Annotated in this window: 21 protein-coding genes and 1 pseudogene; 1 reads left to right on the top strand and 21 read right to left on the bottom strand. The window is 38.5% G+C overall.

Annotated elements, in window-relative coordinates:
- Positions 1–38: 38 nt before the first annotated feature.
- The 3 genes from cysN to cysC all read right to left on the bottom strand — a co-directional run bounded on the left by cysN (position 39) and on the right by cysC (position 2,912).
- Positions 39–1,313 (bottom strand): sulfate adenylyltransferase subunit CysN, encoded by a 1,275-nt coding sequence (cysN, locus tag NG22_RS17085; RefSeq protein ID WP_053406820.1) that lies wholly within the window; start codon positions 1,311–1,313, stop codon positions 39–41.
- Between the two features lie 66 nt (positions 1,314–1,379).
- The gene (gene cysD, locus NG22_RS17080) at positions 1,380–2,285 is read right to left on the bottom strand and encodes a sulfate adenylyltransferase subunit CysD (protein ID WP_053406819.1); all 906 of its coding nucleotides are present in this window, start codon (positions 2,283–2,285) and stop codon (positions 1,380–1,382) included.
- Positions 2,286–2,309: 24 nt separating this feature from the next.
- A complete protein-coding gene (gene cysC / locus NG22_RS17075; RefSeq protein WP_053406818.1) occupies positions 2,310–2,912 on the bottom strand; it encodes an adenylyl-sulfate kinase in 603 nt (200 codons plus the stop codon).
- A 209-nt stretch (positions 2,913–3,121) separates the two neighbouring features.
- Here cysC and cysQ point away from each other — a divergent pair, with 209 nt between their 5' ends.
- A complete protein-coding gene (gene cysQ / locus NG22_RS17070) occupies positions 3,122–3,883 on the top strand; it encodes a 3'(2'),5'-bisphosphate nucleotidase CysQ (protein ID WP_053406817.1) in 762 nt (253 codons plus the stop codon).
- 241 nt (positions 3,884–4,124) lie between these two features.
- Here cysQ and NG22_RS17065 read toward each other — a convergent pair whose 3' ends face one another.
- The 18 genes and pseudogenes from NG22_RS17065 to pseB form a co-directional block, all read right to left on the bottom strand.
- The gene (locus tag NG22_RS17065; protein WP_053406816.1) at positions 4,125–4,448 is read right to left on the bottom strand and encodes a nucleotidyltransferase domain-containing protein; all 324 of its coding nucleotides are present in this window, start codon (positions 4,446–4,448) and stop codon (positions 4,125–4,127) included.
- On the bottom strand, positions 4,445–4,834 hold the full coding sequence (locus tag NG22_RS17060; RefSeq protein WP_053406815.1) for a nucleotidyltransferase substrate binding protein: 390 nt from the start codon (positions 4,832–4,834) through the stop codon (positions 4,445–4,447). The genes NG22_RS17065 and NG22_RS17060 overlap by 4 nt, the downstream gene beginning before the upstream one ends.
- A gap of 9 nt (positions 4,835–4,843) precedes the next feature.
- The gene (locus NG22_RS17055) at positions 4,844–5,143 is read right to left on the bottom strand and encodes a nucleotidyltransferase family protein (RefSeq protein ID WP_053406814.1); all 300 of its coding nucleotides are present in this window, start codon (positions 5,141–5,143) and stop codon (positions 4,844–4,846) included.
- Positions 5,134–5,553, bottom strand: a complete 420-nt coding sequence (locus NG22_RS17050) for an HI0074 family nucleotidyltransferase substrate-binding subunit (RefSeq protein WP_053406813.1) — start codon at positions 5,551–5,553, stop codon at positions 5,134–5,136. Before NG22_RS17050 ends, NG22_RS17055 begins: the two co-directional genes overlap by 10 nt.
- 143 nt (positions 5,554–5,696) lie before the next feature.
- Positions 5,697–7,006: pseudogene (locus NG22_RS17045) on the bottom strand (UDP-glucose/GDP-mannose dehydrogenase family protein).
- A 74-nt stretch (positions 7,007–7,080) separates the two neighbouring features.
- Positions 7,081–8,448: an undecaprenyl-phosphate glucose phosphotransferase gene (locus tag NG22_RS17040; protein ID WP_053406812.1), complete on the bottom strand. Its 1,368-nt coding sequence runs from the start codon at positions 8,446–8,448 to the stop codon at positions 7,081–7,083.
- A 5-nt stretch (positions 8,449–8,453) separates the two neighbouring features.
- Positions 8,454–10,064: a capsule assembly Wzi family protein gene (locus tag NG22_RS17035; RefSeq protein ID WP_053406811.1), complete on the bottom strand. Its 1,611-nt coding sequence runs from the start codon at positions 10,062–10,064 to the stop codon at positions 8,454–8,456.
- Entirely contained in the window at positions 10,051–10,743 is a 693-nt protein-coding gene (locus NG22_RS17030; RefSeq protein ID WP_072159147.1) for a WecB/TagA/CpsF family glycosyltransferase, read from the bottom strand. Before NG22_RS17030 ends, NG22_RS17035 begins: the two co-directional genes overlap by 14 nt.
- Positions 10,730–11,335, bottom strand: a complete 606-nt coding sequence (locus NG22_RS17025) for a hypothetical protein (RefSeq protein ID WP_157601186.1) — start codon at positions 11,333–11,335, stop codon at positions 10,730–10,732. Before NG22_RS17025 ends, NG22_RS17030 begins: the two co-directional genes overlap by 14 nt.
- Before the next feature lie 889 nt (positions 11,336–12,224).
- Positions 12,225–13,343, bottom strand: a complete 1,119-nt coding sequence (locus NG22_RS17015; RefSeq protein ID WP_157601184.1) for a hypothetical protein — start codon at positions 13,341–13,343, stop codon at positions 12,225–12,227.
- Between the two features lie 110 nt (positions 13,344–13,453).
- Positions 13,454–14,683, bottom strand: coding sequence for an oligosaccharide flippase family protein (locus tag NG22_RS17010; RefSeq protein WP_053406806.1), 1,230 nt, complete (start codon positions 14,681–14,683; stop codon positions 13,454–13,456).
- Entirely contained in the window at positions 14,680–15,720 is a 1,041-nt protein-coding gene (gene pseI / locus NG22_RS17005) for a pseudaminic acid synthase (protein WP_053406805.1), read from the bottom strand. Before pseI ends, NG22_RS17010 begins: the two co-directional genes overlap by 4 nt.
- Entirely contained in the window at positions 15,720–16,247 is a 528-nt protein-coding gene (locus NG22_RS17000; protein ID WP_053406804.1) for a DapH/DapD/GlmU-related protein, read from the bottom strand. The genes pseI and NG22_RS17000 overlap by 1 nt, the downstream gene beginning before the upstream one ends.
- Positions 16,234–17,289 carry a hypothetical protein gene (locus NG22_RS16995; RefSeq protein WP_053406803.1) on the bottom strand — a complete coding sequence of 352 codons (1,056 nt, stop codon included), beginning with the start codon at positions 17,287–17,289 and terminating at the stop codon, positions 16,234–16,236. The genes NG22_RS17000 and NG22_RS16995 overlap by 14 nt, the downstream gene beginning before the upstream one ends.
- 1 nt (position 17,290) lies before the next feature.
- Positions 17,291–18,481 carry an ATP-grasp domain-containing protein gene (locus NG22_RS16990; protein ID WP_053406802.1) on the bottom strand — a complete coding sequence of 397 codons (1,191 nt, stop codon included), beginning with the start codon at positions 18,479–18,481 and terminating at the stop codon, positions 17,291–17,293.
- A complete protein-coding gene (pseF, locus tag NG22_RS16985) occupies positions 18,478–19,161 on the bottom strand; it encodes a pseudaminic acid cytidylyltransferase (protein WP_053406801.1) in 684 nt (227 codons plus the stop codon). The genes NG22_RS16990 and pseF overlap by 4 nt, the downstream gene beginning before the upstream one ends.
- Positions 19,158–20,312, bottom strand: a complete 1,155-nt coding sequence (gene pseC, locus NG22_RS16980; protein ID WP_053406800.1) for a UDP-4-amino-4,6-dideoxy-N-acetyl-beta-L-altrosamine transaminase — start codon at positions 20,310–20,312, stop codon at positions 19,158–19,160. The genes pseF and pseC overlap by 4 nt, the downstream gene beginning before the upstream one ends.
- A gap of 5 nt (positions 20,313–20,317) precedes the next feature.
- A complete protein-coding gene (gene pseB / locus NG22_RS16975) occupies positions 20,318–21,337 on the bottom strand; it encodes a UDP-N-acetylglucosamine 4,6-dehydratase (inverting) (RefSeq protein ID WP_216597650.1) in 1,020 nt (339 codons plus the stop codon).
- Positions 21,338–21,350: the final 13 nt, after the last annotated feature.

The raw sequence follows: 21,350 nt of genomic DNA, 5'->3' as shown, positions 1-21,350 counted from the left end.
TAAAATCCCGGGCTTTTGAAATATTATTTAGGAAGGAATTAAAGTACCATTCCTGCCGCTACAGTCACGTTGGTCGCTTCATCAATCAGGATGAAAGAACCGGTGTGACGGTTAGTCTCATATTTATCCACAAACAATGGCTTCGTCACGCGCAATTTCACCTTGGCGATATCGTTCATGGCAATTTGCTTGTCATCTTCCAATCGGTGAAGGGTATTGATGTCCATTTTGTACTGCACCTCTTTTATCATGCATCGAGCATCGCTAGAAGTGTGACGAATGGCATATTTACCACCAGGAGTCATCCCTTTCTCGTTCATCCAACAGATCATCGCCTCTACATCCTGAGTAGACTCCGGCTGGTTGTTCACGCGAACGATCATATCACCACGGCTGATGTCGATTTCATCTTCCAAAGTCATGGTCACCGCCATTCCTGCGAAAGCTTCCTCGAACTGCTCACCATTCAACTCTAAGGTCTTCACTTTAGAAGTAAAGCCCGATGGCAATACCGCCACCTCATCGCCTACTTTGAACACACCACCGGCAACTTCTCCTGCATAACCGCGGAAGTCATGGAATTCATTCGACTGAGGACGGATCACATACTGAACCGGGAAACGACAATCGATCAAGTTCTCATCAGAAGCGATGTGGATATTTTCCAATAAATACAATAAGGTGGGACCTTCATACCAAGGCGTTTTCTCCGAACGATTCACCACATTATCACCTTCCAATGCGGAGATTGGCAAGAAGTGGAAATCTTTCACCTTCAATTTGGCTGCAAAAGCCTCTGCTTCGGCCTTAATTTCCTGAAAACGCTCCTCTGAGTAATCCACCAAGTCCATTTTGTTCACACAGAACACAATGTGAGGAATCCCCAACAAAGAAGCGATAAATGTATGACGGCAAGTTTGCTCGATAACCCCTTTACGGGCATCAATCAAAATGATCGCCAAGTTCGCTGTAGAAGCACCCGTCACCATATTACGGGTATACTGAATATGACCCGGCGTATCCGCAATGATAAACTTACGCTTTGGCGTAGCGAAATAACGGTAGGCTACATCAATGGTGATCCCCTGCTCACGCTCTGCGCGAAGACCGTCTGTCAATAAGGCCAGGTTCACATTCTCATCACCACGACGGCGGGAAGACTCCTCTACCGCATCCATTTGATCCTGGAAGATGGACTTTGAATCGTATAGCAAACGACCGATCAAAGTAGATTTACCATCATCCACAGAACCTGCAGTTGTAAACCGCAGCAATTCCATATTTAAATAAGCAGAATTATTATGCTTTTCCATTTTTCGTAAAATAAGGGGCTGTTTGCCCGGGGATAAAAGGTTTAAAAATTGATCAGAGAATAAGGCCTAGAAATAACCTTGCTTCTTACGATCCTCCATCGCTGCTTCCGAACGTTTGTCATCCGCACGAGTACCGCGCTCTGTTGTACGAGCTGCTGCTACCTCATTGATGATATCCTCCAAAGTGGAAGCACTGGACTCTACCGCTCCGGTACAGCTCATATCACCAATGGTACGGAAACGTACCACGCGCTTCTCTACCTTCTCGGTATCCCTTTTATTCATAAAGTCGGAATCAGCATAAATCACCCCATCGCGCTCAAATACCTCACGCTCATGAGAGAAATAAATCGATGGGATCTCAATGTTCTCCATCAAAATATACTGCCAGATATCCATTTCCGTCCAGTTGGAAATTGGGAACACGCGGAAGTGCTCTCCCATGTGCTTGCGGCCATTGTACAGGCTCCACAATTCCGGACGCTGGTTTTTAGGATCCCACTGACCGAAATCATCACGGTGAGAGAAGAAACGCTCTTTTGCACGCGCCTTTTCCTCATCACGACGACCTCCACCCAATGCGGCATCAAACTTATTGGACTCAATCGTATCCAACAAAGTCACCGTCTGCAAAGCATTACGGGAAGCGTTAAACCCTTTTTCTTCTACTACTTTTCCTTCATCGATCGACTGCTGAACAGACCCTACGATCAAAGTAGCATTAATATCTTTCACGAATTTATCACGAAACTCAATCGTCTCCGGGAAGTTATGCCCTGTATCCACGTGCACCAATGGAAAAGGAACGCGCCCTGGGTAAAAGGCTTTCTTTGCCAAATAGGCCATCACGATTGAATCCTTACCGCCGGAGAACAATAAGGCTGGATTTTCAAATTGCGCCGCTACCTCTCGAAGGCAGTAAATAGCTTCGGCCTCTAGGGCTTTCAGGTGTGTTAAATTATATGAATTCATATCAAATGATTATTTCTTTTTGGATTAGGAAGTCTTGATTTTAGCCTCAACAAAATTCACCAACAAGTCCAGACTTTCATTTAACTCATGCTCAGCAGTATTCACCACAATATCGGCATTTTCCGGTGCTTCAAAAGGAGAGCTGATGCCGGTAAAATCCTTAATTTCGCCTGCTCGTGCCTTGGCATAAAGTCCTTTTACATCACGCTGCTCACATACCTCCAACGGACATTCAATAAATACCTCCTCGTACCAATCCTCCCCAATAATATTTTTCGCCATTTGACGAATTTCGGCCGTCGGGCTAATCAATGAACAGATGGTCACTAAACCACTGCTGGCAAAAAGTTTGGAGACTTCCGCCGCCCTGCGGATATTTTCAGTACGGTCTTCCTGTGAAAACCCTAAATTATTGTTAATACCGGTACGCAAATTGTCACCGTCCAATAACATGGTCTTATATCCTTTTTCATGCAATGCATTCTCCAAAGCTCTGGCCAAAGTGCTCTTGCCGGATCCCGACAGCCCCACCATCCAGAAAACCTTGGCCTTTTGACCCAAAAGTTTTTCCTTATCAGCCGGCTGAAGAATGGTATCAAAAATAGGATATATATGATTGTCGCTCATAAAATTAGATGAAGTGCAAATGAATATGCAAAACTACAATATTTATTCGTTAAAGAAAGCCCTAAAACTTCATGCGATTATTACATGACAATTTACTTTCTTTAGCCAAATTTTATAACGTGGACAAATTGACAACGTTTTTAAATTATTCCCAATTATTATATGCAATTTGCCCTTAATAATAATATTTGAGCAGAAAAATATTAAATATGGACATACTACAACTCTTACCTATCGCCAAGGCTGCCGGAGCGGCTATCCTAAAAATCTATCACGACCCGAATCAGGCCAATGTGGTGGATTATAAAGCAGACGATTCTCCATTGACTTTAGCGGATCAGGCGGCCAATGAGGTGATCGTTGCAGCGCTTAGAAAAAATTATCCTGAAACGCACATCATCTCCGAAGAAGGAAAAGATATCCCTTATGAAGTACGCTCCAAATGGGAGACCTTCTTTTTGGTCGATCCATTGGATGGTACCAAGGAATTCATCAAACGCAACGGCCAATTCACCGTCAATATCGCCCTAATTGAAAATGGCAAGCCGGTTATGGGCGTGGTTTATACCCCGGTAACCGATACCATGTATTATGGACAAGCCGGAAAAGGAGCCTTCAAACAAGTAGGAGATGCGCCAGCTGAAGCATTAAAAGTAAACCAAAAAGCGGAAAACCGTATTGCGGTACGCTCTGCTTCTCATGCCTCCCCTGAGGAAGAGGAAGTGTTGAACAAATATGGCGTTACAGACGAAATGTCGGTGGGGAGCTCTTTAAAATTCTGCATGGTGGCCGAAGGAAAGGCAGATCTATATTACCGCCACGGCCCGACCATGGAATGGGATACCGCTGCCGGACAGGCTGTTGTTTTAGCCGCAGGTGCCAGAATGTATATCGGCAATACGGAAGAAACGGAATTTACTTATAATAAGGAGAACTTGTTGAACCCGGGATTCCTTGTACTTGGATTCTAACACCCCTTCTTTTCTGCACTAAATTACGTACAAAAAATGCAAGTCATGAATCTTTTTGTTGAAATTGCAACAGAAAAGATTCATGGCTTTCTTTTGGGGCTTCCCTCCTGACGTCGGTCGGGCTTTCGGCACTCGCTTTTTTTGCGAGCCGCTACGCATTTAGGCTGCAAAAAAGAGCTCAAACAAACGGCTGCGCCGCTGCCTCTATCCCTAAGCCGGACGCTCTTTTATTCACCCCCTGTTAAAATCCAGCCTCCCGCTTATTGTATATTTCCTTGCCATATTGGTCAATGTGTTCTTTCAGCGCAGGGTTATTAAGCTTTTGATAGTTCACCACATCAAAAAAATAAGGCAAGGGCAATTCTTCCTCCAACTGAAATTTAAAATTCGCCACCACATCAAGATCTACCGCAGACCCGAATATTGCCAAATCCACATCGGACCATTTTCGATGGGTTCCCAGCGCTCTGGATCCAAATAGCAAAATGCGCTCAATTTCCGGAAATCCCGTTGCTGCCTTGAAAATACAAGCTAAATCCGTATCTCTTAAACCTGAAGATTTCATTTATTTTCTAAATAAGATTGTAATGCCAACATCAATGGGTAATACTCATTTCTGATCAAATCTTCCGCCTCAACCGCCGAAGCCTGATCATAGGTATGTGCCATTAAGTTTCGCTTTTGCAAAGCATCCAGCCATAAGTGCCCCTCCTCAATCATGCCATATTGTAAGGACTGCTTGATGGTTTCCCGCGGACTTTTGACTTCAAAGCCTTCCTCATTCAGCAAATCTTTCATCGTTTTCCATGCCAACTCTAAAGTCATTTCAAAAAATTGTATTATCCCGGCTCTGGTCACCTCATCGACATCTTCTTTATCTAAAGCCAATTCCAGATACGACAAAGCCTTTTGATAATTTTCAAATCTTTGTTTCCATCTTAATTCTTCCATAACATCGAACTATTGTAAAATAAAAAAAGCTTCCTTGATCTGTTCCTGAAATTGTCCTGGAATTTCTCCCCAGACAAATAAATCTACCCGAACACTTATATCACTCTCCGCCAAAGCTTCCCGCATTTCATAAAAAGCTGGGGAAGCACAAGGTACCAAAACCACGACATCCAAATCAGAGCCAGGTCTCGCTTTCCCGGTCACCCTGCTGCCATAGGCCCAAGCCTGTGCATCAGGAAAATATTGATTCAAGATAGATTGAAGTATTCCCAAATCTTTCGCCGATAGATCCAAATCCCTTACTTCCATTTTTCTCCTGTCATCTTCTCGAATAATTGCTTTGCATCGTCAATATAGAATTCAATCAGTTTTAAAGCATCTTCTGCTTTTGCCCCACTATAATCATGGGAAGTGTAAGTCCTGGCATTGGCATACTTCATCCACCGCTCCATATCCCCCTCCAACAAGCCATTTTCGTTCGCCAAGCGCAAAATTGGTTTGGGGCTATTGGGCACTTCGGCTACGCCCAATTCATTAATCATATATTTCTTCAATACCTTCCAGAGACAGTCGTAACAAACCTCAAAACGTTGAATCACCGATTCGCGAATCGCCTCTTGGGTTATTACAGGCAAAGTATTATCTATTTTCTGGAAATTCACCCACTGCGCATCCAGGCGAGCAAAAGACAGGCGGAATCTATCAAAGTTCAACTCCATATTACAGCTTGGGAAAGAATATTAACCTAATTTTATTTACTAAGTTAAACTAATCATAGAATTTAAAAAAAACAGAAAACTGCGGATATAAAAAAACCTCCTGAGAACTACTCAGGAGGTTTTTTATAGGTGATAGGAAATTATTATTTCGCTACCTCTCGACCAATCGATACATAATAAAATCCTTGCTGACGCATATCATTTACATCATACAAGTTTCTACCATCAAAGATCGCCGGATTATTCAGGCTTGTTCTGATCTTCTCAAAGTTAGGAGTACGGAACAATTGCCACTCCGTCATGATCATCAGAGCGTCAGCGCCTTCCAATGCAGCATAAGCATCTTTAGCGAAAGTGATTTTGTCTCCCAATACCCCTGAACATTCTCCATTGCTTCGGGATCATAAGCCACCACTTCTGCACCTGCATCCAATAAGGCTTCGATATTGTACAAGGCTGGCGCCTCACGAATATCATCCGTCTCGGGTTTGAATGCCAATCCCCAAAGGGCAATCTTCTTTCCTTTCAAATCACCATCAAAGTACTGCGAAACTTTAGAGATCAACTTCGTCTTCTGACCATGGTTCACATCCATCACCGCCTTTAGAATACGGAAATCGTAATCCACTTCACCTGCAGACATTGCCAAAGCGGAAACATCCTTCGGGAAACAAGATCCACCGTAACCAATACCGGCAAACAAGAAACGCTTACCAATACGGCTGTCTGTACCAATACCCTTACGCACCAAATCCACATCTGCACCCAAAAGCTCACACATGTTTGCAATCTCATTCATAAAAGTGATTTTGGTCGCTAAGAAAGAATTGGCCGCATATTTGGTCAATTCCGCAGAACGCAAGTCCATATGGATAATTGGGTTACCCGAACGCACCAATGGATGATACAAGCGATCCATGATCTTGGCCGCTTTCTCTGAAGTAGAACCGATCACCACGCGATCCGGCTTCATGAAATCATCTACCGCAACTCCTTCGCGTAGAAATTCCGGATTGGAAACTACATCGAAATCCACTTTTGCATTTGCAGCAATAGCGGCCTGCACCTTCTCTCCGGTTCCTACTGGTACCGTAGACTTATCTACAATCACCGCATAATGATCCAAAATATGTCCCAGCTGATCGGCTACCTGCAATACATACTTCAAATCCGCAGCACCATCCGCACCCGGAGGCGTTGGCAATGCTAAAAAGATCACCTCTGCATCCTTAATCCCCTCTTCCAAGGAAGTGGTAAAGTGCAAACGACCTTGCTCAATATTTCTATGGAAAAGCAACTCGAGCCCAGGCTCATAAATGGGCACTACCCCATTTTTCATCTTTTCCACTTTGTTTTCATCTATATCTACGCAGGTAACATCCACCCCTGTCTCAGCAAAACAAGTTCCGGATACCAAACCTACATAACCTGTACCAACTACGGCTATTTTCATGGTGGTTGATTTGTTTAAAAATCTAATTTGGCGAAAATTACCAAATCGCTAAAAAAAACTAATGACAAATATCATTAATAGGCTTTTTCTTCTCCGCCAGCCATAGAAATGACCGTCATCAAAATAATCTTCAGATCAAACCAGAAAGACCAATTCTCTACATAAAAACGATCCATCTTCACACGGTCCGCCATCATTTGCACCGTCTCCGTCTCTCCTCTTAAACCTTTCGCTTGCGCTAAACCTGTAATCCCAGGCTTCACTTTATGTCTCTGGTTGAATTTTTCAATTAATGGGCGATACTCCGCATTATGCTGCACAGCATGTGGTCTCGGCCCCACAACAGACATATTCCCCATTAAAACATTAATGAATTGCGGAAGCTCATCAATACTGGTTTTACGAATAAAAGCGCCGATTTTCGTAATTCTTGAATCACCTTTGGTGGCTTGCTTGACTTTTTGATCATCATGAAGTTTCATAGATCGAAACTTTAATACTTCAAAAGGTCGATTTCCTTCTCCTCCCCTTTTCTGTTTAAAAAATACAGGGCCTCGAGATTCCAGTTTGATTAACAAACCAATCAAGGGAAATAACCAAATCCCGATAGTTAACAAAAAAGCGAGGGAAAAAGTGACATCAAAAATCCTTTTTAAAAGCTGGTTTATGGGATCATCAAAGGGATGTGGACTTAATTTAATCACAGGCACATGATCATATAACTGTACTTCCATCCCCTTGAATTCAAAACCTCTGAAATCCGGGATTACTTTCACGGTGATTAAGTTATCATCCGCAAAGTCAATGATTTGCTCTAAAATCCTTTCCTCCAGTGCTCCTGAATTACAAAAAATCTCCTGAACCTCTTCTCTAATCAAGTATTCCAGCCAACTTTCAGAAAACTGACTTTCAATTTCCTTAGCGCTAAATACGTTCAATACTCGAAAACCTAGCTCCGGTCGTAGTTTAAAGGTAGATTTTAAATCTTCCGCAACTTCACCATTACCAATCACTATAACGTTCTTGTAGTTATAGCCTAAAATTCGATAATACTTCAGGAAAACGATAAAGCCCATATGGAAAAGGCTGATTCCGGATGAAGTAAACAGATAAGTTACAAATATATAGTTCGGGGGCAGGCTTACCACATTCAAACCATAAACGCCGAAAACCACTAAAAGATATACAATTAAGGCATTCAGCAATCTGGAAAAAACCCGCTCAATCCCTATACTCCTTGCTGTATCATGAATCTTTAAAAAGATGGAGGCAAATAACCAGGAGAAGTTATACACCAATAACAAAAAGCCATAGGAATGCTCCTCAACCCCTACATCCCCATATTGATACTGGAAAAACATATTTCCCAGTAAGTAAAAGAGGTTCAAGAACAATAAATCCCCGAATAACTTAACCTCTTTTAGAAATTTTCCGAATCTCATTTACGCTACCTTAATCCTACTGAATATTTCAAAGACAATATAGCTCCAAAGTTATGATACATTTCACCAAAATCATAGGCCATTCCTGCTCCTATGTTAAGCTTTGGATTCAAATCGTAATTGAATTCAATAAGTGTATAATTTTGAGACAACCCATCTTCGAAAAAATACTCATAGTCAGAATCGGGATTCATGCTTTCCCAACTAAACCTTCCCTGGTTTAAGCCCGCGTAACTTCCATAATTCTGAGAATTTGTAAACTTAGCTCGATAATATAGTTTAGGACTCAACCACCCCTCAACAGCGAAGTGGGTCGAAAATATCCGGTTATTCGCAAAATAAAAGTCCCAGGAATCATCAAAGTCAGGAATAAACATCTTCACCTGATCAACGGTGGTAAATAATGCGGGCCCCATTGCTCTTCCGTGATAAGTCCACCCCATATAGTAGTCCTGATTATTAAGGTAATTCGCCCGTCCTCCAAACTCATGACCATAATTCACCTCATCCTCAAGAAATGCTATTACCTCACTCGTCGTTATTCCCGGCGCGACAATACCAAAATTATCGTACATATACTTTTCCGGATCAGGGGCAATTTGTGAAGGAATGTGAACATATTTCCCGTCAACTACAGGATCCGGCGTACCAGCTCCACTCTGATAAGTGGTTTTCATCACCTCAATATTCACTCCCGACACCAGGGTTTTCTTATTTGTGAGATAAGTAACCCCTGTAAAGAAATCCTGATTTCGTCCAAAAATATCTAATGTCGGCTTATCCTTTAATGGCTTTTGAAAAAAGAAATTTAATGTGGCTCCACTATCAAAGTCGAAATCAAAACCAAAATCTACTATACCACTATGCGCACCTGCAACATTATTACGATCAGCATTACTACCATTGGGGTCTGGTCTTCTTAAAGCTACAGCCCAATAATTTGAAGTCATCGGTTGTCCGTTAGGATTTGTCCCATTCATCAATGCACTATGAACCAAGCCAAAATAGGGTTTAAACCTAAATTTACTTAGACGCATATATGCAAATTTTTCATGAATCTGAGGAGCATCAGTGCCTCTTTCACCACGATCATCATCCAAAAAAGCATGCATTACGCCACCTTTAACTTCCAGCCAGTCTTCGACAAAAGGGACACCCGTATAATCGAATATCCCCAATCCTATTCTCGGGACTGGTGCGGCATTATTACTGTATATGAGGGAGCCACTGCTCAATCTCTCATTGGCCATACCTAGGGTAAAATGCTGCTTTCCTCCCATTAGGGTAATTGCTCCCATATTGAGGTTAACATATCCCTGCTGAACTCTGGCGCTGCCCGATGGAAGGGTACCTAATAATTCAAGCCCCGCCTCGACACTAAACTTACCTCCCAAACTAAGGTCATAGTGTCCTCCTAACAGTGCTGTTCCCCCGTAAGCTTCAGAATAATCAAAAATTCCATTTCGGTTAGAGGCAATCCAAAAGGGTAAAAAGTCCGAGTTTCCAGTTGCAAAAAAAGATTGACCATAAACAGCTAAGCTATCGCTTTTTCCAATTGCTAAACCTGTCTGCAGCAACCCTAAAATCAAAATACCGAAATATTTAAACCACTTCATTTGGAATATCTAACAAAATTTTCTCTTTCCACCACCTGTTAAACAACAGGTCATACATAAAAACAAAAACAAACTTAGGGTAATCCAGAAAATACCTCCAGAAAAGCTTCGGCTCATCGTAAATCCTGTAAACCCACCTCAGGTTCCATTGATCCACCCATTTAGGGTAGTAATTGATTCCCTTGGCTGTTTGATGGAAGAAACCACCACAAGTGAATCCCGTCCCTTTCCAACCAAACTTCCCTAAACCGACCAAAAACTGTTCCTGAAATGGTGTTCCCATTCCTGCAATTACAATATCAGGACTGACACGACAGATCTCAGCGTAAACTTCCTTTTCAATCCCTTTGACATAGCCGTCCCGAAACCCCACTATTTTTACCCTTGGAAATGCCTGTCTAAATTCTTGAACAGCCCCAGCAATCTCATCATTTTTACTACCAATCAGGTAAATTGACAAATGTCGTTCTTCGGCCTCCTTAAAAACAACAGGCGCTAAAGAGGTCATATCAAAGCTCACCCGCTGAGGTTTAGTCGCAGTAAACACACGAAAAAACTTGCAAAGCCATTCCCCATCAATAAAAAAATCAAATTGTTTAGCTATCCATTCTTGTTTTCTAACTAACAAGTAAGAATATGGATTTAGAAATGTATAAAAAATTTGATTAGTATTTTTCACCCCACCTACTTTTACTTGTTAAACTGCCTAGCCACAATAAACACAACCCAAAGCCATAAGCTGAATAAGCTTCTTCTTGAAAAATTCCATTAACAAATATTAAAATAACTGAGCACCAAAAATAATACCCCCTATCCATCAACCAGTTGGAAATACTTTTTAAAAACAAAAAGAATTTAGCAATATAATATACTCCAAAAACACCTAAGCTGGCAAACAAAACACCTATAGCGCTTTCTTTCCCAGTTTTAAAAGTATCTAAATAGTTTATATCACCATTTGTACTTGACACCACAAAATTACCTACATTACCTAACCCCTTTCCTATCGGAGTATCAATAACTGATCCTACACCACCCAGAAAGCCAATAATATGCTCATTCATTGAGATAAAGCCATACCAAATCTGAATAGCCACAATAGGAAGTATAATTAATAATATTTGACCTAATGAAAGCCTTCTCTTCAAAAGCAAAGATATAAATACTATAATAAGAAACTGAAGTGCTAATACCACTCCCCCTTTGAGGAGGGAAATAAAATGAGTATTGGCAATACAGTTAACGACAGCAAATATTGTCTTTTTTCCCAAAAAAACACCATATAGAAAAAAAACAAATAAGACAAACTTACTGGGTGAAAAAAAGGAAATTCACTTCTAATAGTATATACTCCTAACTCTCTAAATAAAGGTAAATTCAAAAATCCTCTTAAACGAACTATTTCATCTATACGGGTGTTTTCTGAAAGATTATATTTTAATATTTTAAAAGTATCTGCATTAATCAGAATATTGAACCAATAAGGAAATACCTTTTCAACCAATAAGAGCATCAATAATACAAAAAAAGAAACAACTACTACTCGATTTACTTTATTAAAATTGACCGAACCCTTAAAATAATAACCAATATAATAATATACAATACCTAAAGTAAACATTCTAAAATACAATATACTCGCAACGAGATCCTTTGATTTAAATAGACCATAAAAAAAGTAAACAATTATCAAAAATATAATATGCAATAAATGATTTTCCTTAACCAACCTTAAGTTTAATTTAAATGAAAAATCAATTTTGCTTAATTGATAGATTAAGAGTATATATAATGGATAAAAATAATTTAAACTAAGGGCCAACTTCAACAAAACTGATGATTGATAAATTGGTGATAATAGTGCTAAAATTAAATTCTGAAGTAATACGACTGAAAATATTGAAACAACTATAACTGTATTTAACCTCACATACTTAAATAAAGTATAAAAACCGAGCACAAAACACACGAATCCAATAAACAAAGACAGAGTATTGGAAAAAAGCAATTGAATGAAAATTAATAAATATACTGAAAGCACAAAAGACAATCCAGCACTATAATCTGTTTTGATTTGCATATATACTAAATAAGTATCTGTAAAGATGACTACAAAGCCCAATAATTCTTTAGGAAAATGAATTTAAAAACTCATCCTCATCAAGATATCACACCCAAAACATCACTTAATCCACCTTCAGTATTAATAAAATAACACATCTCTTCAACCCCTTGCTCTCCATTAAGTAATATATCTAAAACATCCTCATCACTAAATGTCTTAACGATAGCTGAACTAGAAATAAAGCTTTTTTGATATTTCTCATAATCAAAATGATTCATCATTGAAATAACATTTACACCATACGTAGTTCCTTCTAATATGCAAGTAGAAATATTACTAAATAATTTATTTGATTCATGAAAAAACATCACCGGTGCTGTTTGACTATCAAGTCTCACATTTTCATTCTTCAAAAGGTGCATATAGTCATCTAAACTTTCCCTAGGATGGACTTTTATGATAATAGCTTTCCTTAATGACTCATCGAGGTTATTATTAATTGTAATTAGCAATTCAATATCTTTAACCTGAAGTTCATGCAGCTCTTTTTTCGCATGCCATTTAAATGCAGATGTAAAAAACACAATAGAATTTTTCACACATTGGGACTCTTTTACTACTTTTTTCACAAACCTAGGCAACCCAAATCCAAACACATTGGTTTTTTTACAACATCTTCTCTCAATCACTCTCTTTGAGTATTCCCCTATCACAAATATGTTATCAACACAACTCCAACCTACTTCGGAAGGTAAATAGGTATTTAATGCTGTTCGGGAAAAAAGCTTAAACAAACCTTTCTTTAAACGCATCTTAAAAAATCTAAACAACATTTTGGCCTTATCACTTTCCATCTTAAATATTTCTCTCAATGTATAAGAGGAATCAGTAATAATTCCATCCAACATCATTGATGTTTTCTTATTATGTTTCCGAAAAACATCAATTACACTTCGTTGAAGCGCCCCATCATTTCCAATTATTAAGTGGTCAAACTGGTCATGAATATTACGTATTGCTAACTTAAACTTAAACACTATAATAACTTGGTAGAGAGAATTTACTAGATAGAAGCTTCTATTGCTTTTCACACTATTTACACTAATAAGATTGTGAGTCTCTCCAAACTTTAACTTTTGCCAAAATATTTCTTCAGATGTCAAAAAAGTCACTTCATGCCCCTGCTCTTTCAGCCTTAATGCTAAAGGCTCCATATTTAAGACATGCTCTTGATTCTGAGGATAAAATAGATATTTAATCATTTACAAAACAGCTTCATTCACACAAGAATGATTAATTAAAATTCCACAAAATGTTATTAAATTTACGTAAGAGCAAGTCGCCTCCGCAGCACTAAATTTCGTTTCAATAATAGCAGCACAAAGAATCCAACAAATTTTGACAAGGCTATTCCATACACTCCATAAAGTTGAATTCCAACAAAATTAAAGCACAAAATCACCCCTGCAGTAAACAAAGAGATATTCATCAGATCACGATCCCTTTTATGGCCTGTTATGATAAAATGGTAGATATACGACAAATTAAAAAACACATTAGCTATAATCAAAATAAAATAAATTGAGGAATATAATTGATACTCACCACCTAGAAGCTTCAAAATATATGGTAATATCAAAAAACCAGCTACAATAGCCAACAGACTCCAAGCCAGAACTTCAATAAACATTTTACGCTTTATAGCACTAAATGACTTAGCATCCTTATCATAAATTGATTTCAAGAGATCTGGATACAACATTGTAATCACAAGTGTATAAATAAAAATATTTAAGACATTACTAGTCTGACTATACATAGAATAAACACCTAACATCTTTTTAGTGGAAAACTCTTGTATAAAATAACGATCGGAAAACTCAATAACTTTATATGCGACGGTTGCAATAAAAAAACGCCATGCTACCTTATAATAGCTAAAAAAGAAAGATTTATCCAACGATACTTGTTTAAAGTTAAACCTACTTATAAAAAAGGTAGCACCCAATACAAATGCTATACCTGTGCAAATTATCCACACATAATATATATCCTCAAATTGCAGGTCATTCATACCGCCAAAGAAAAACAGGTATAAACTTAAAAAAATTGCCCACAAGCCATTTCTAATAAAAAAAAGGATGTTTGCAAAAACAACCTTTTTTAATGGAATTAGAATTCTGTAAAACTCTGAACCTATATGCTCAAACACCAATACGAGATAGAAAAGATGAGCATATTCCCAAGCTACATAATCACGTAAAAAAACGACTATCAACAGTGGTAATATCACTAGGTATAAGGGCAAATAAGCCACAAACTGATGGAGAATAATCTTTGACTTTAATTCATCACTCGCGGCAATAATTTCACGTGTCGCATGAACATATAAATCAAAACCTAAAATAATTACTGCCAAAGTAATAGAGGTCACAAACAGGCTGTACTCCCCTAAAAACTCAGCTCCAGCATATTTTCCAATCAGAAAAATAAAAACAAATCGACTTCCTAATGCAAGGAGCCTTAAAATCAAATTTAAAGCTTTCTCTATCATTCAATAATATCACCAAAAGTAACAGGCATTCCTCTTTCGATGTCTTTATTTACTCTTTTACCAACAATGTCCAACATATATTTCGGATGTAACCCTGCTCCAGGTCTAACAGAACGCACATTATTCTCTGTAATTACTTCTCCAGCTTTAATATCTTCAGCAACAAATAATGACCGTCCTCTTGTTCTACTATCTAATGCTTTATCTGTTAATTGATAGGTGACCTTTCCTAGTGCTCGCTCCAAGTCCCTTACAGAATCAATCATCTGCTTAAACTCTGCTGGCTCCATGGAGAATGAAGCATCTACTCCTCCTTTTGATCTATCCAACACAAAATGTTTCTCTATAATTTTAGCACCTAAGGCTACAGCACCTAAAGGTACCGTGCTCCCCATTGTGTGATCTGACAATCCTACGATTGGCACTTCAAATGTCTCTTTTAAATTAGGAATCACCTTTAAATTCACTTCTTCCATAGGTGTTGGGTACGCCGAAGTGCATTTCAATAAGGCAATTTGATCGTTTCCTTGTGCTCTACACGTATTCACAGCCAAATCAATATCTTCCAAAGTCGCAATCCCTGTTGATATGATCATTGGCTTTCCTTTTGAAGCAACATATTTTATCAATGGGATATCCTGAATTTCAAATGAGGCTATCTTATAAGCTGGAGTATCTAATTCCTCTAAAAAATCGACCGCTTTTTTATCAAATGGGGAAGAAAAACAGTCCATTCCTAAGGAATTAGCTAACTCAATCAACTTCGGTTGCCAATCCCATGGCATTGCTCCCTCGGAAAAAACATCATAAGGTCTCTTTCCCTTCCATATCCCACTAGTTCGAGGAGCGAAATATTTTGTATCAGCATTTAATGTCAACGAATCTGCAGTATATGTTTGTAACTTTACACAATCAGCACCTGCTTCTTTCATTGCATAAATTGTATCAACAGTATATTCCCAATCATTATTATGATTTCCTGAGATTTCTGCGATTATATACACCTGCTCACCTAAAATCGAATTATTTATTCTCATCAATCCTTTGCCTTTAAAAACTCATCATTCATTTCTTTAATTACTACTGCTGGAACTCCGCCAATAACTAATGAATCACCAAATGATTTTGTAACTACACTACCCGCAGCGACTAAACTCCCTTCCCCTATTTCAACTCCAGCAGTAATTGATGAATGAGCGGCTATCCAAGTGCCCTTACCTATATTTATTTTTTTTGGTTCAAATCCACCAAACCTAAAAGAATTTCCTTTTCGAAGATGGTTACTTGCAGTAATTGACACAAAATTCCCTATTAAAACTTCATCTGCAAGATGAACCTCTCCTTGCCCTAAGTAACTATTAAAGCCGATGTAAACATGATCCCCAACAGATAGACCATTTGGATTATATATAAACGCATTCGAGCCAACTTTAAAATTTTTCCCATAAGATTGTAAAAAGGGCTCATATACCTTACCTCGTGCTCTATCTCCAAACGCACCATCCGGTATAAATAAAAATCTAAATTTGATATATAATCTCCAAAAGTTATTAACTACCCTCATTAACCCTATCCAATATTATATCAGTTATCATTTTAATCCCATTTAAATGAAATACATTTTTCATTTTAGCAGAAGTTCGTTCTAACAAATTAACATCTTTTAAAACTGACTCATAATATCCAAAAATATCAGACTCGTCTAACTTATCATATACCCCTAAGTTACCAAGTCCAATAACATCTGTTAACTTCTTAGTTATTGAATATTGCTTCTCATGAATTGAAATTGCAATAAACGGAGTACCTACTACACATAATTCATATCTAGTCACCCCTCCGTTTATAAATGCAATATCAGCATGATGCATGTAATCCTCGATATTTTTGACCTGATCTAAAACCGTGATTTTATTTTTAGAATTTGCTGAAAATCTCAATATTTCATTGCGAAATACCGAAACAGCCCCAATTATTACAATAATTTCGATCGGGAGTTCAGAAAGTTCCAGCGACTTAAGTACTTTGAGCGATAAATTATATGGGTCCGCCCCTCCCATTGTTATTAAAACTTGTGGTGCTTCTACATTAATCCTTTTACTTGGAAACCTCTTCTCGAACTCCCCCCTAAACATAAAGAAAGATTTACCACTAAAAAGTTTCATTGCCCCATAATGGTGATTAACCTCTACAACTTTATCTTCTTCAAAATCGGGAAAAAATGAAATATGCTCATATCGCTTTTCATTATTTATAAGAAAAGAAGTTATTGAAACAATTATCACAGTATTATTTTGTCGAAGGCCTTCAAATTTCACGAATGACTCCTCTAGTAAGTCCAATACAACTACATCCGTATTACTTTTGCATAAATGCCTATTTAAATCAGCAACAATACCACTGTTTACTTGAGTAAAAGTATCAATAAAAAAATTATATGTAGTAATTCCTTTTTCTCTAAGAATAAATTCTACCTTAGGAATATTAGGGATGTATACACAGACATTATGCCCTTCGGACAGTAACCTCTCAACTAAGTTAATACATCTAAAAACATGGCCTAATCCAATTGCGGAATTACCTTCAACTATTACAGCAAAATTCAACCTATACTATATTAAATGTTATTCGCTTCCTTAATTGATAGACTAACTCTTCTGCGAGGGTAGCCGACTCTTCTTTAACGACTATTTTACCAATGCGGTCTGTTCCTTTCCTCAAAACACTAACATCATCACCTTCCTTTGCAGAAACTTCGACCTCCAAACAGTTCGGGTTAGTTTTCACCTCCTCAGGAATGTTAAATGACATTAATTTCCCATCTTTTGGTGCTTCTAAAATCAATGCCGCACAAGGATGCGTACCGGATTTATTAAGATTTACACTTTCACCCAGTGCATTTAATATCGTCTCTTTAACCCAATCAATACCTGAATAATATGATACTAATTCGGGTAGACAAGTGGCTCCTATTCTAGCACCCACTTCAATTATTTTCACCTCCCCTGAGTGAGATATAATAATATCAATATTTGAAGGCCCATCATTTATCTCTAAAGCTTCTACACAGGCTTTAATTACTCTTTCTGCTTCCTTAATATGGGACTCTGGCAAATGGGAGGGAAAAGAGTGCCCAGTTGGAACAAGGTACTTACCATCAGCCAAAGTATCATTATGAAGAAAAACAGCCTCACATTTTCCTTTTACTGAAAATGCCTGAGCACCAAGCTCAACCCCATCAATAAACTCTTCAACAAGTATCTCTGGCTGACGATTATATTTTTTAGCTTCATAAAAAGCCTGTTTAATTTGGGTACTTGATGTTACTTTTGTAACGCCCCTGCTACCAGAACTGTCAACTGCTTTAACAATCGCCGGCAAACCAATTTCATTAACAGCTTTTATTGTAGCTTCCAAAGAGGCTACAACTTCAAAGTTTGGCTGTGACACTCCTTTGCTTTGCAGTTTTTTTCTAGTCAATATTTTATTGCTACAATTCTTTGCTGCTGAATAAGTCACACCAACAAGACCTAATTTGTCATTTATATAACCCAAAGTTGGAATAGGCAAATCAGTCTGCATTGTCATAGCTCCATCAATACCAAACTCCTTGGAAACTTTCAAAATAGAATCTCCATCTAGGATATCAATTGGATAGGCCTTATCTGCGTACTGAAAGCCTTCGGCATTAGGATTTTTATCAACCGTTATAACTTCTATATTCAGTTCCTTAGCCTTTTTAATAGCAGGAACCTGACCAAATCCGGCTCCAATTACGAGTAATCTTTTTTTTCTCATGATCTAATATCTTTGAGTACTCTACACTTTACTTCTGCATTAAACCAATCTTCCTCCGTATCAATATCTTGGACAAATATCTCTTGCAACTCAAACCCCTTTGTTTTTCCACAAGTAAGTTTCAAGTCTCTTTTCATCAAACTTACATCTGACCAATAGAATTGCCCCACATCATGAAAACAAGGCTCCAAATCTTGACTTCTAGCCAATTTATATTCAGGAAAAAGGAAATCAACATTACCTGAAGCGTCTACTTTTAAAGCTCTTTGGATTGGATAAGAATACCGACATATGGAGACAACAGAATCACATTCAGTCAGTATTTCTGCTGACCTCTTTAGCCATTCAGCCGAAATAAATGGTGCTGTTGCCAAAATACAACAAACTATATCATAATCCCCCTCCACTGTATTGAGACATTCAATTATAGCAGCACTTAAGGGAGCAAAATCATCAGCATTTTTCTTTGATCTCAAAAAAGGCACAGATGCACCATATTTTCTTGCGACATCAGCAATCTCTTCATCATCCGTTGAAACTAACACCTCATCAAATAGCTCAGATTCCAATGCTGCTTCAATAGAGTAGGCAATTATAGGCTTACCTAAAAATTCTCTGATATTTTTGCGAGGAATGCGTTTGCTCCCTCCTCTTGCCGGTATAATTGCTATGCGTTTCATTTTGTGAATTCTAAAACTTTCTCAATGACAAATGACTGCTCTTCATCAGACAATGTAGGGTACATTGGTAAGCTTAAACATTTACTGTAATACTCCTCAGCTACTGGTAAATCTCCAATTTTCCACCCTTGTTTTTTATAATAAGGCATCAAATGGACAGGGATATAATGTACTTGAGCAAAAATATTATGCGTTCTTAAGTAATCATATAAACCTTTACGATCTTCAACTTGAATTACATACAGGTGATGCGCATGCCAAACCGTATCAGATACATATGGGACTTGTACATTTGAACCTTCAAATGCTTTTGTATAGTTCTCAGCAATTTGATTTCTTAGAATCACCCCTTGTTCCGCTCTCGACAACTGGCTATTGCCCAAAGCTGCTTGGAAATCGGTAATTCGGTAGTTAAATCCTAACGCTTGCATTTCATAATACCAGCCCCCGTGATTTTCTTCTAATAAATCCGGGGTTTTAGTGATGCCATGCGTTCTCAAAAGAAGTAGCTGCTGGTATACTTCCTCATTATTGGTGGTAATCATACCTCCTTCGCCAGCTGCAATATGTTTGACCGGGTGAAAAGAGAAGACAGAGGCATCAGCATAATTACCATTACCACAAACTTGCTTTTCACCATTTGAGTCGACAAAATATCCTCCTGGAGAGTGACAAGCGTCTTCTAATAAAAACAAATCATATTCATCACAAAGCTCCCTATAAGCCTCCAAGGCTACTGGATAACCAGCAAAGCTAACAGGTATTACCCCTTTGTAAGTCCCCTTAGGGGCTGCCTCTAATAATGCTCTTACCTTGTCTATATCTAATAAATAGGTTTTAGGGTCAATATCAGCGAATAACACTTCTGCGCCAACATAACGGGCACAATTGGCCGAAGCGGCAAAGGTGATCGGTGAAGTAATAATTTTATCCCCTTCGTTTAATCCCAAGGCCATCACCGCTAAATGCAGCGCTGCTGTTCCATTAGAAACAGCGACAGCATATTTTGCATCTGCATAAGTGGCGAAAGCTTCTTCAAAAGCCAAAACTTCAGGGCCTTGTGTCAAGAAATCTGAAGTCAAAGCTTTGACAACAGCATCAATATCATGTTGATTGATATCCTGTCTACCGTAGGGTATACTCTTGCTCATCTCTCTTATGCTTGAAAGTTAGGATCTACGTAGGTACGGATATTTTCGCGCATGCTTTCAACCGTTTCCCACTCTGTATTCTCTCCTGAGTTATACTTAAAGCCAAACGGCACCTCTTTTGCGCTGTGGTGCTTAATAAACTCCTCTTTTTTATGTGCAAAAGAGACCGAAGGTAAAATGGCATAATACTTATCCATTTCGATTGTATTCAAAGAGTCTGACTCTGTAATCATCTCCTCATGCAATTTCTCACCAGGTCTCACCCCAACCACTTCATATTTTGCTTCAGGTGCAATGGCTTTTGCTACATCCAAAATCTTATATGACGGAATCTTTGGAACAAAAATTTCTCCCCCTAAAGCATTTTCAATCGCAAAGAAAACCAATCGGACACCGTCCTCTAAAGAAATATTGAAACGAGTCATCTCTTCATGAGTAATCGGCAATACCCCTTCCTGTTTTTTACCCATGAAGAAAGGAATAACTGAGCCTCTTGATCCCATTACGTTACCATAACGCACTACAGAAAAACGGATATCACGGCTTCCTTTTATATTATTAGCTGCAGTGAAAAGCTTATCTGAAGCTAATTTAGTCGCTCCATATAAGTTAATTGGTGCACATGCTTTATCTGTACTCAAAGCCACTACATCCTTTACACCACATGTCAAAGCTGCGTCAATTACATTCTCTGCCCCTTGTACATTTGTTCGAATGCACTCCGTTGGGTTATATTCTGCGGTATCCACTTGCTTAATTGCCGCTGCATGAATAATTACATCTATTCCTTCGCATGCACGTATCAAACGCTCCTTATCTCGCACATCACCTATAAAGAACCTTATTTGAGGGTACCTTTCAGCAGGATATTGTTGTTTCATCTCAAACTGCTTCAACTCATCTCTTGAAAATACCACAATTCGCTTTACATCTGGATACTGGGTGGTAATCATCTCAATGAATTTTTTACCAAATGAGCCTGTACCTCCGGTGATTAATATTTTTTTATTATTTAACATGACTATTCTAGAAAGAGCG

Origin of the sequence: Persicobacter sp. CCB-QB2, from assembly GCF_001274635.1 — a bacterium.
Taxonomy (GTDB): Bacteria; Bacteroidota; Bacteroidia; order Cytophagales; family Cyclobacteriaceae; genus Persicobacter; species Persicobacter diffluens.
The sequence above is the reverse complement of the archived record's forward strand: the minus strand, read 5'-3'. Positions and strand labels throughout refer to the sequence as shown.

What these genes read in the sequence shown, in the direction of transcription:
- cysC (WP_053406818.1), bottom strand. Translation starts at nt 2,912, where the DNA reads ATGAGCGACAATCATATATATCCTATTTTTGATACCATTCTTCAGCCG.
- pseF (WP_053406801.1), bottom strand. Translation starts at nt 19,161, where the DNA reads ATGAAACGCATAGCAATTATACCGGCAAGAGGAGGGAGCAAACGCATT.
- pseC (WP_053406800.1), bottom strand. Translation starts at nt 20,312, where the DNA reads ATGAGCAAGAGTATACCCTACGGTAGACAGGATATCAATCAACATGAT.
- NG22_RS17035 (WP_053406811.1), bottom strand. Translation starts at nt 10,064, where the DNA reads ATGAAGTGGTTTAAATATTTCGGTATTTTGATTTTAGGGTTGCTGCAG.
- NG22_RS17000 (WP_053406804.1), bottom strand. Translation starts at nt 16,247, where the DNA reads ATGAGGGTAGTTAATAACTTTTGGAGATTATATATCAAATTTAGATTT.
- NG22_RS17065 (WP_053406816.1), bottom strand. Translation starts at nt 4,448, where the DNA reads ATGAAATCTTCAGGTTTAAGAGATACGGATTTAGCTTGTATTTTCAAG.
- NG22_RS17015 (WP_157601184.1), bottom strand. Translation starts at nt 13,343, where the DNA reads ATGGAGCCTTTAGCATTAAGGCTGAAAGAGCAGGGGCATGAAGTGACT.
- NG22_RS17010 (WP_053406806.1), bottom strand. Translation starts at nt 14,683, where the DNA reads ATGATAGAGAAAGCTTTAAATTTGATTTTAAGGCTCCTTGCATTAGGA.
- pseI (WP_053406805.1), bottom strand. Translation starts at nt 15,720, where the DNA reads ATGAGAATAAATAATTCGATTTTAGGTGAGCAGGTGTATATAATCGCA.
- NG22_RS17050 (WP_053406813.1), bottom strand. Translation starts at nt 5,553, where the DNA reads ATGGAGTTGAACTTTGATAGATTCCGCCTGTCTTTTGCTCGCCTGGAT.
- NG22_RS17040 (WP_053406812.1), bottom strand. Translation starts at nt 8,448, where the DNA reads ATGAGATTCGGAAAATTTCTAAAAGAGGTTAAGTTATTCGGGGATTTA.
- NG22_RS17060 (WP_053406815.1), bottom strand. Translation starts at nt 4,834, where the DNA reads ATGGAAGAATTAAGATGGAAACAAAGATTTGAAAATTATCAAAAGGCT.
- cysN (WP_053406820.1), bottom strand. Translation starts at nt 1,313, where the DNA reads ATGGAAAAGCATAATAATTCTGCTTATTTAAATATGGAATTGCTGCGG.
- cysQ (WP_053406817.1), top strand. Translation starts at nt 3,122, where the DNA reads ATGGACATACTACAACTCTTACCTATCGCCAAGGCTGCCGGAGCGGCT.
- cysD (WP_053406819.1), bottom strand. Translation starts at nt 2,285, where the DNA reads ATGAATTCATATAATTTAACACACCTGAAAGCCCTAGAGGCCGAAGCT.
- NG22_RS17055 (WP_053406814.1), bottom strand. Translation starts at nt 5,143, where the DNA reads ATGGAAGTAAGGGATTTGGATCTATCGGCGAAAGATTTGGGAATACTT.
- NG22_RS16990 (WP_053406802.1), bottom strand. Translation starts at nt 18,481, where the DNA reads ATGAGAAAAAAAAGATTACTCGTAATTGGAGCCGGATTTGGTCAGGTT.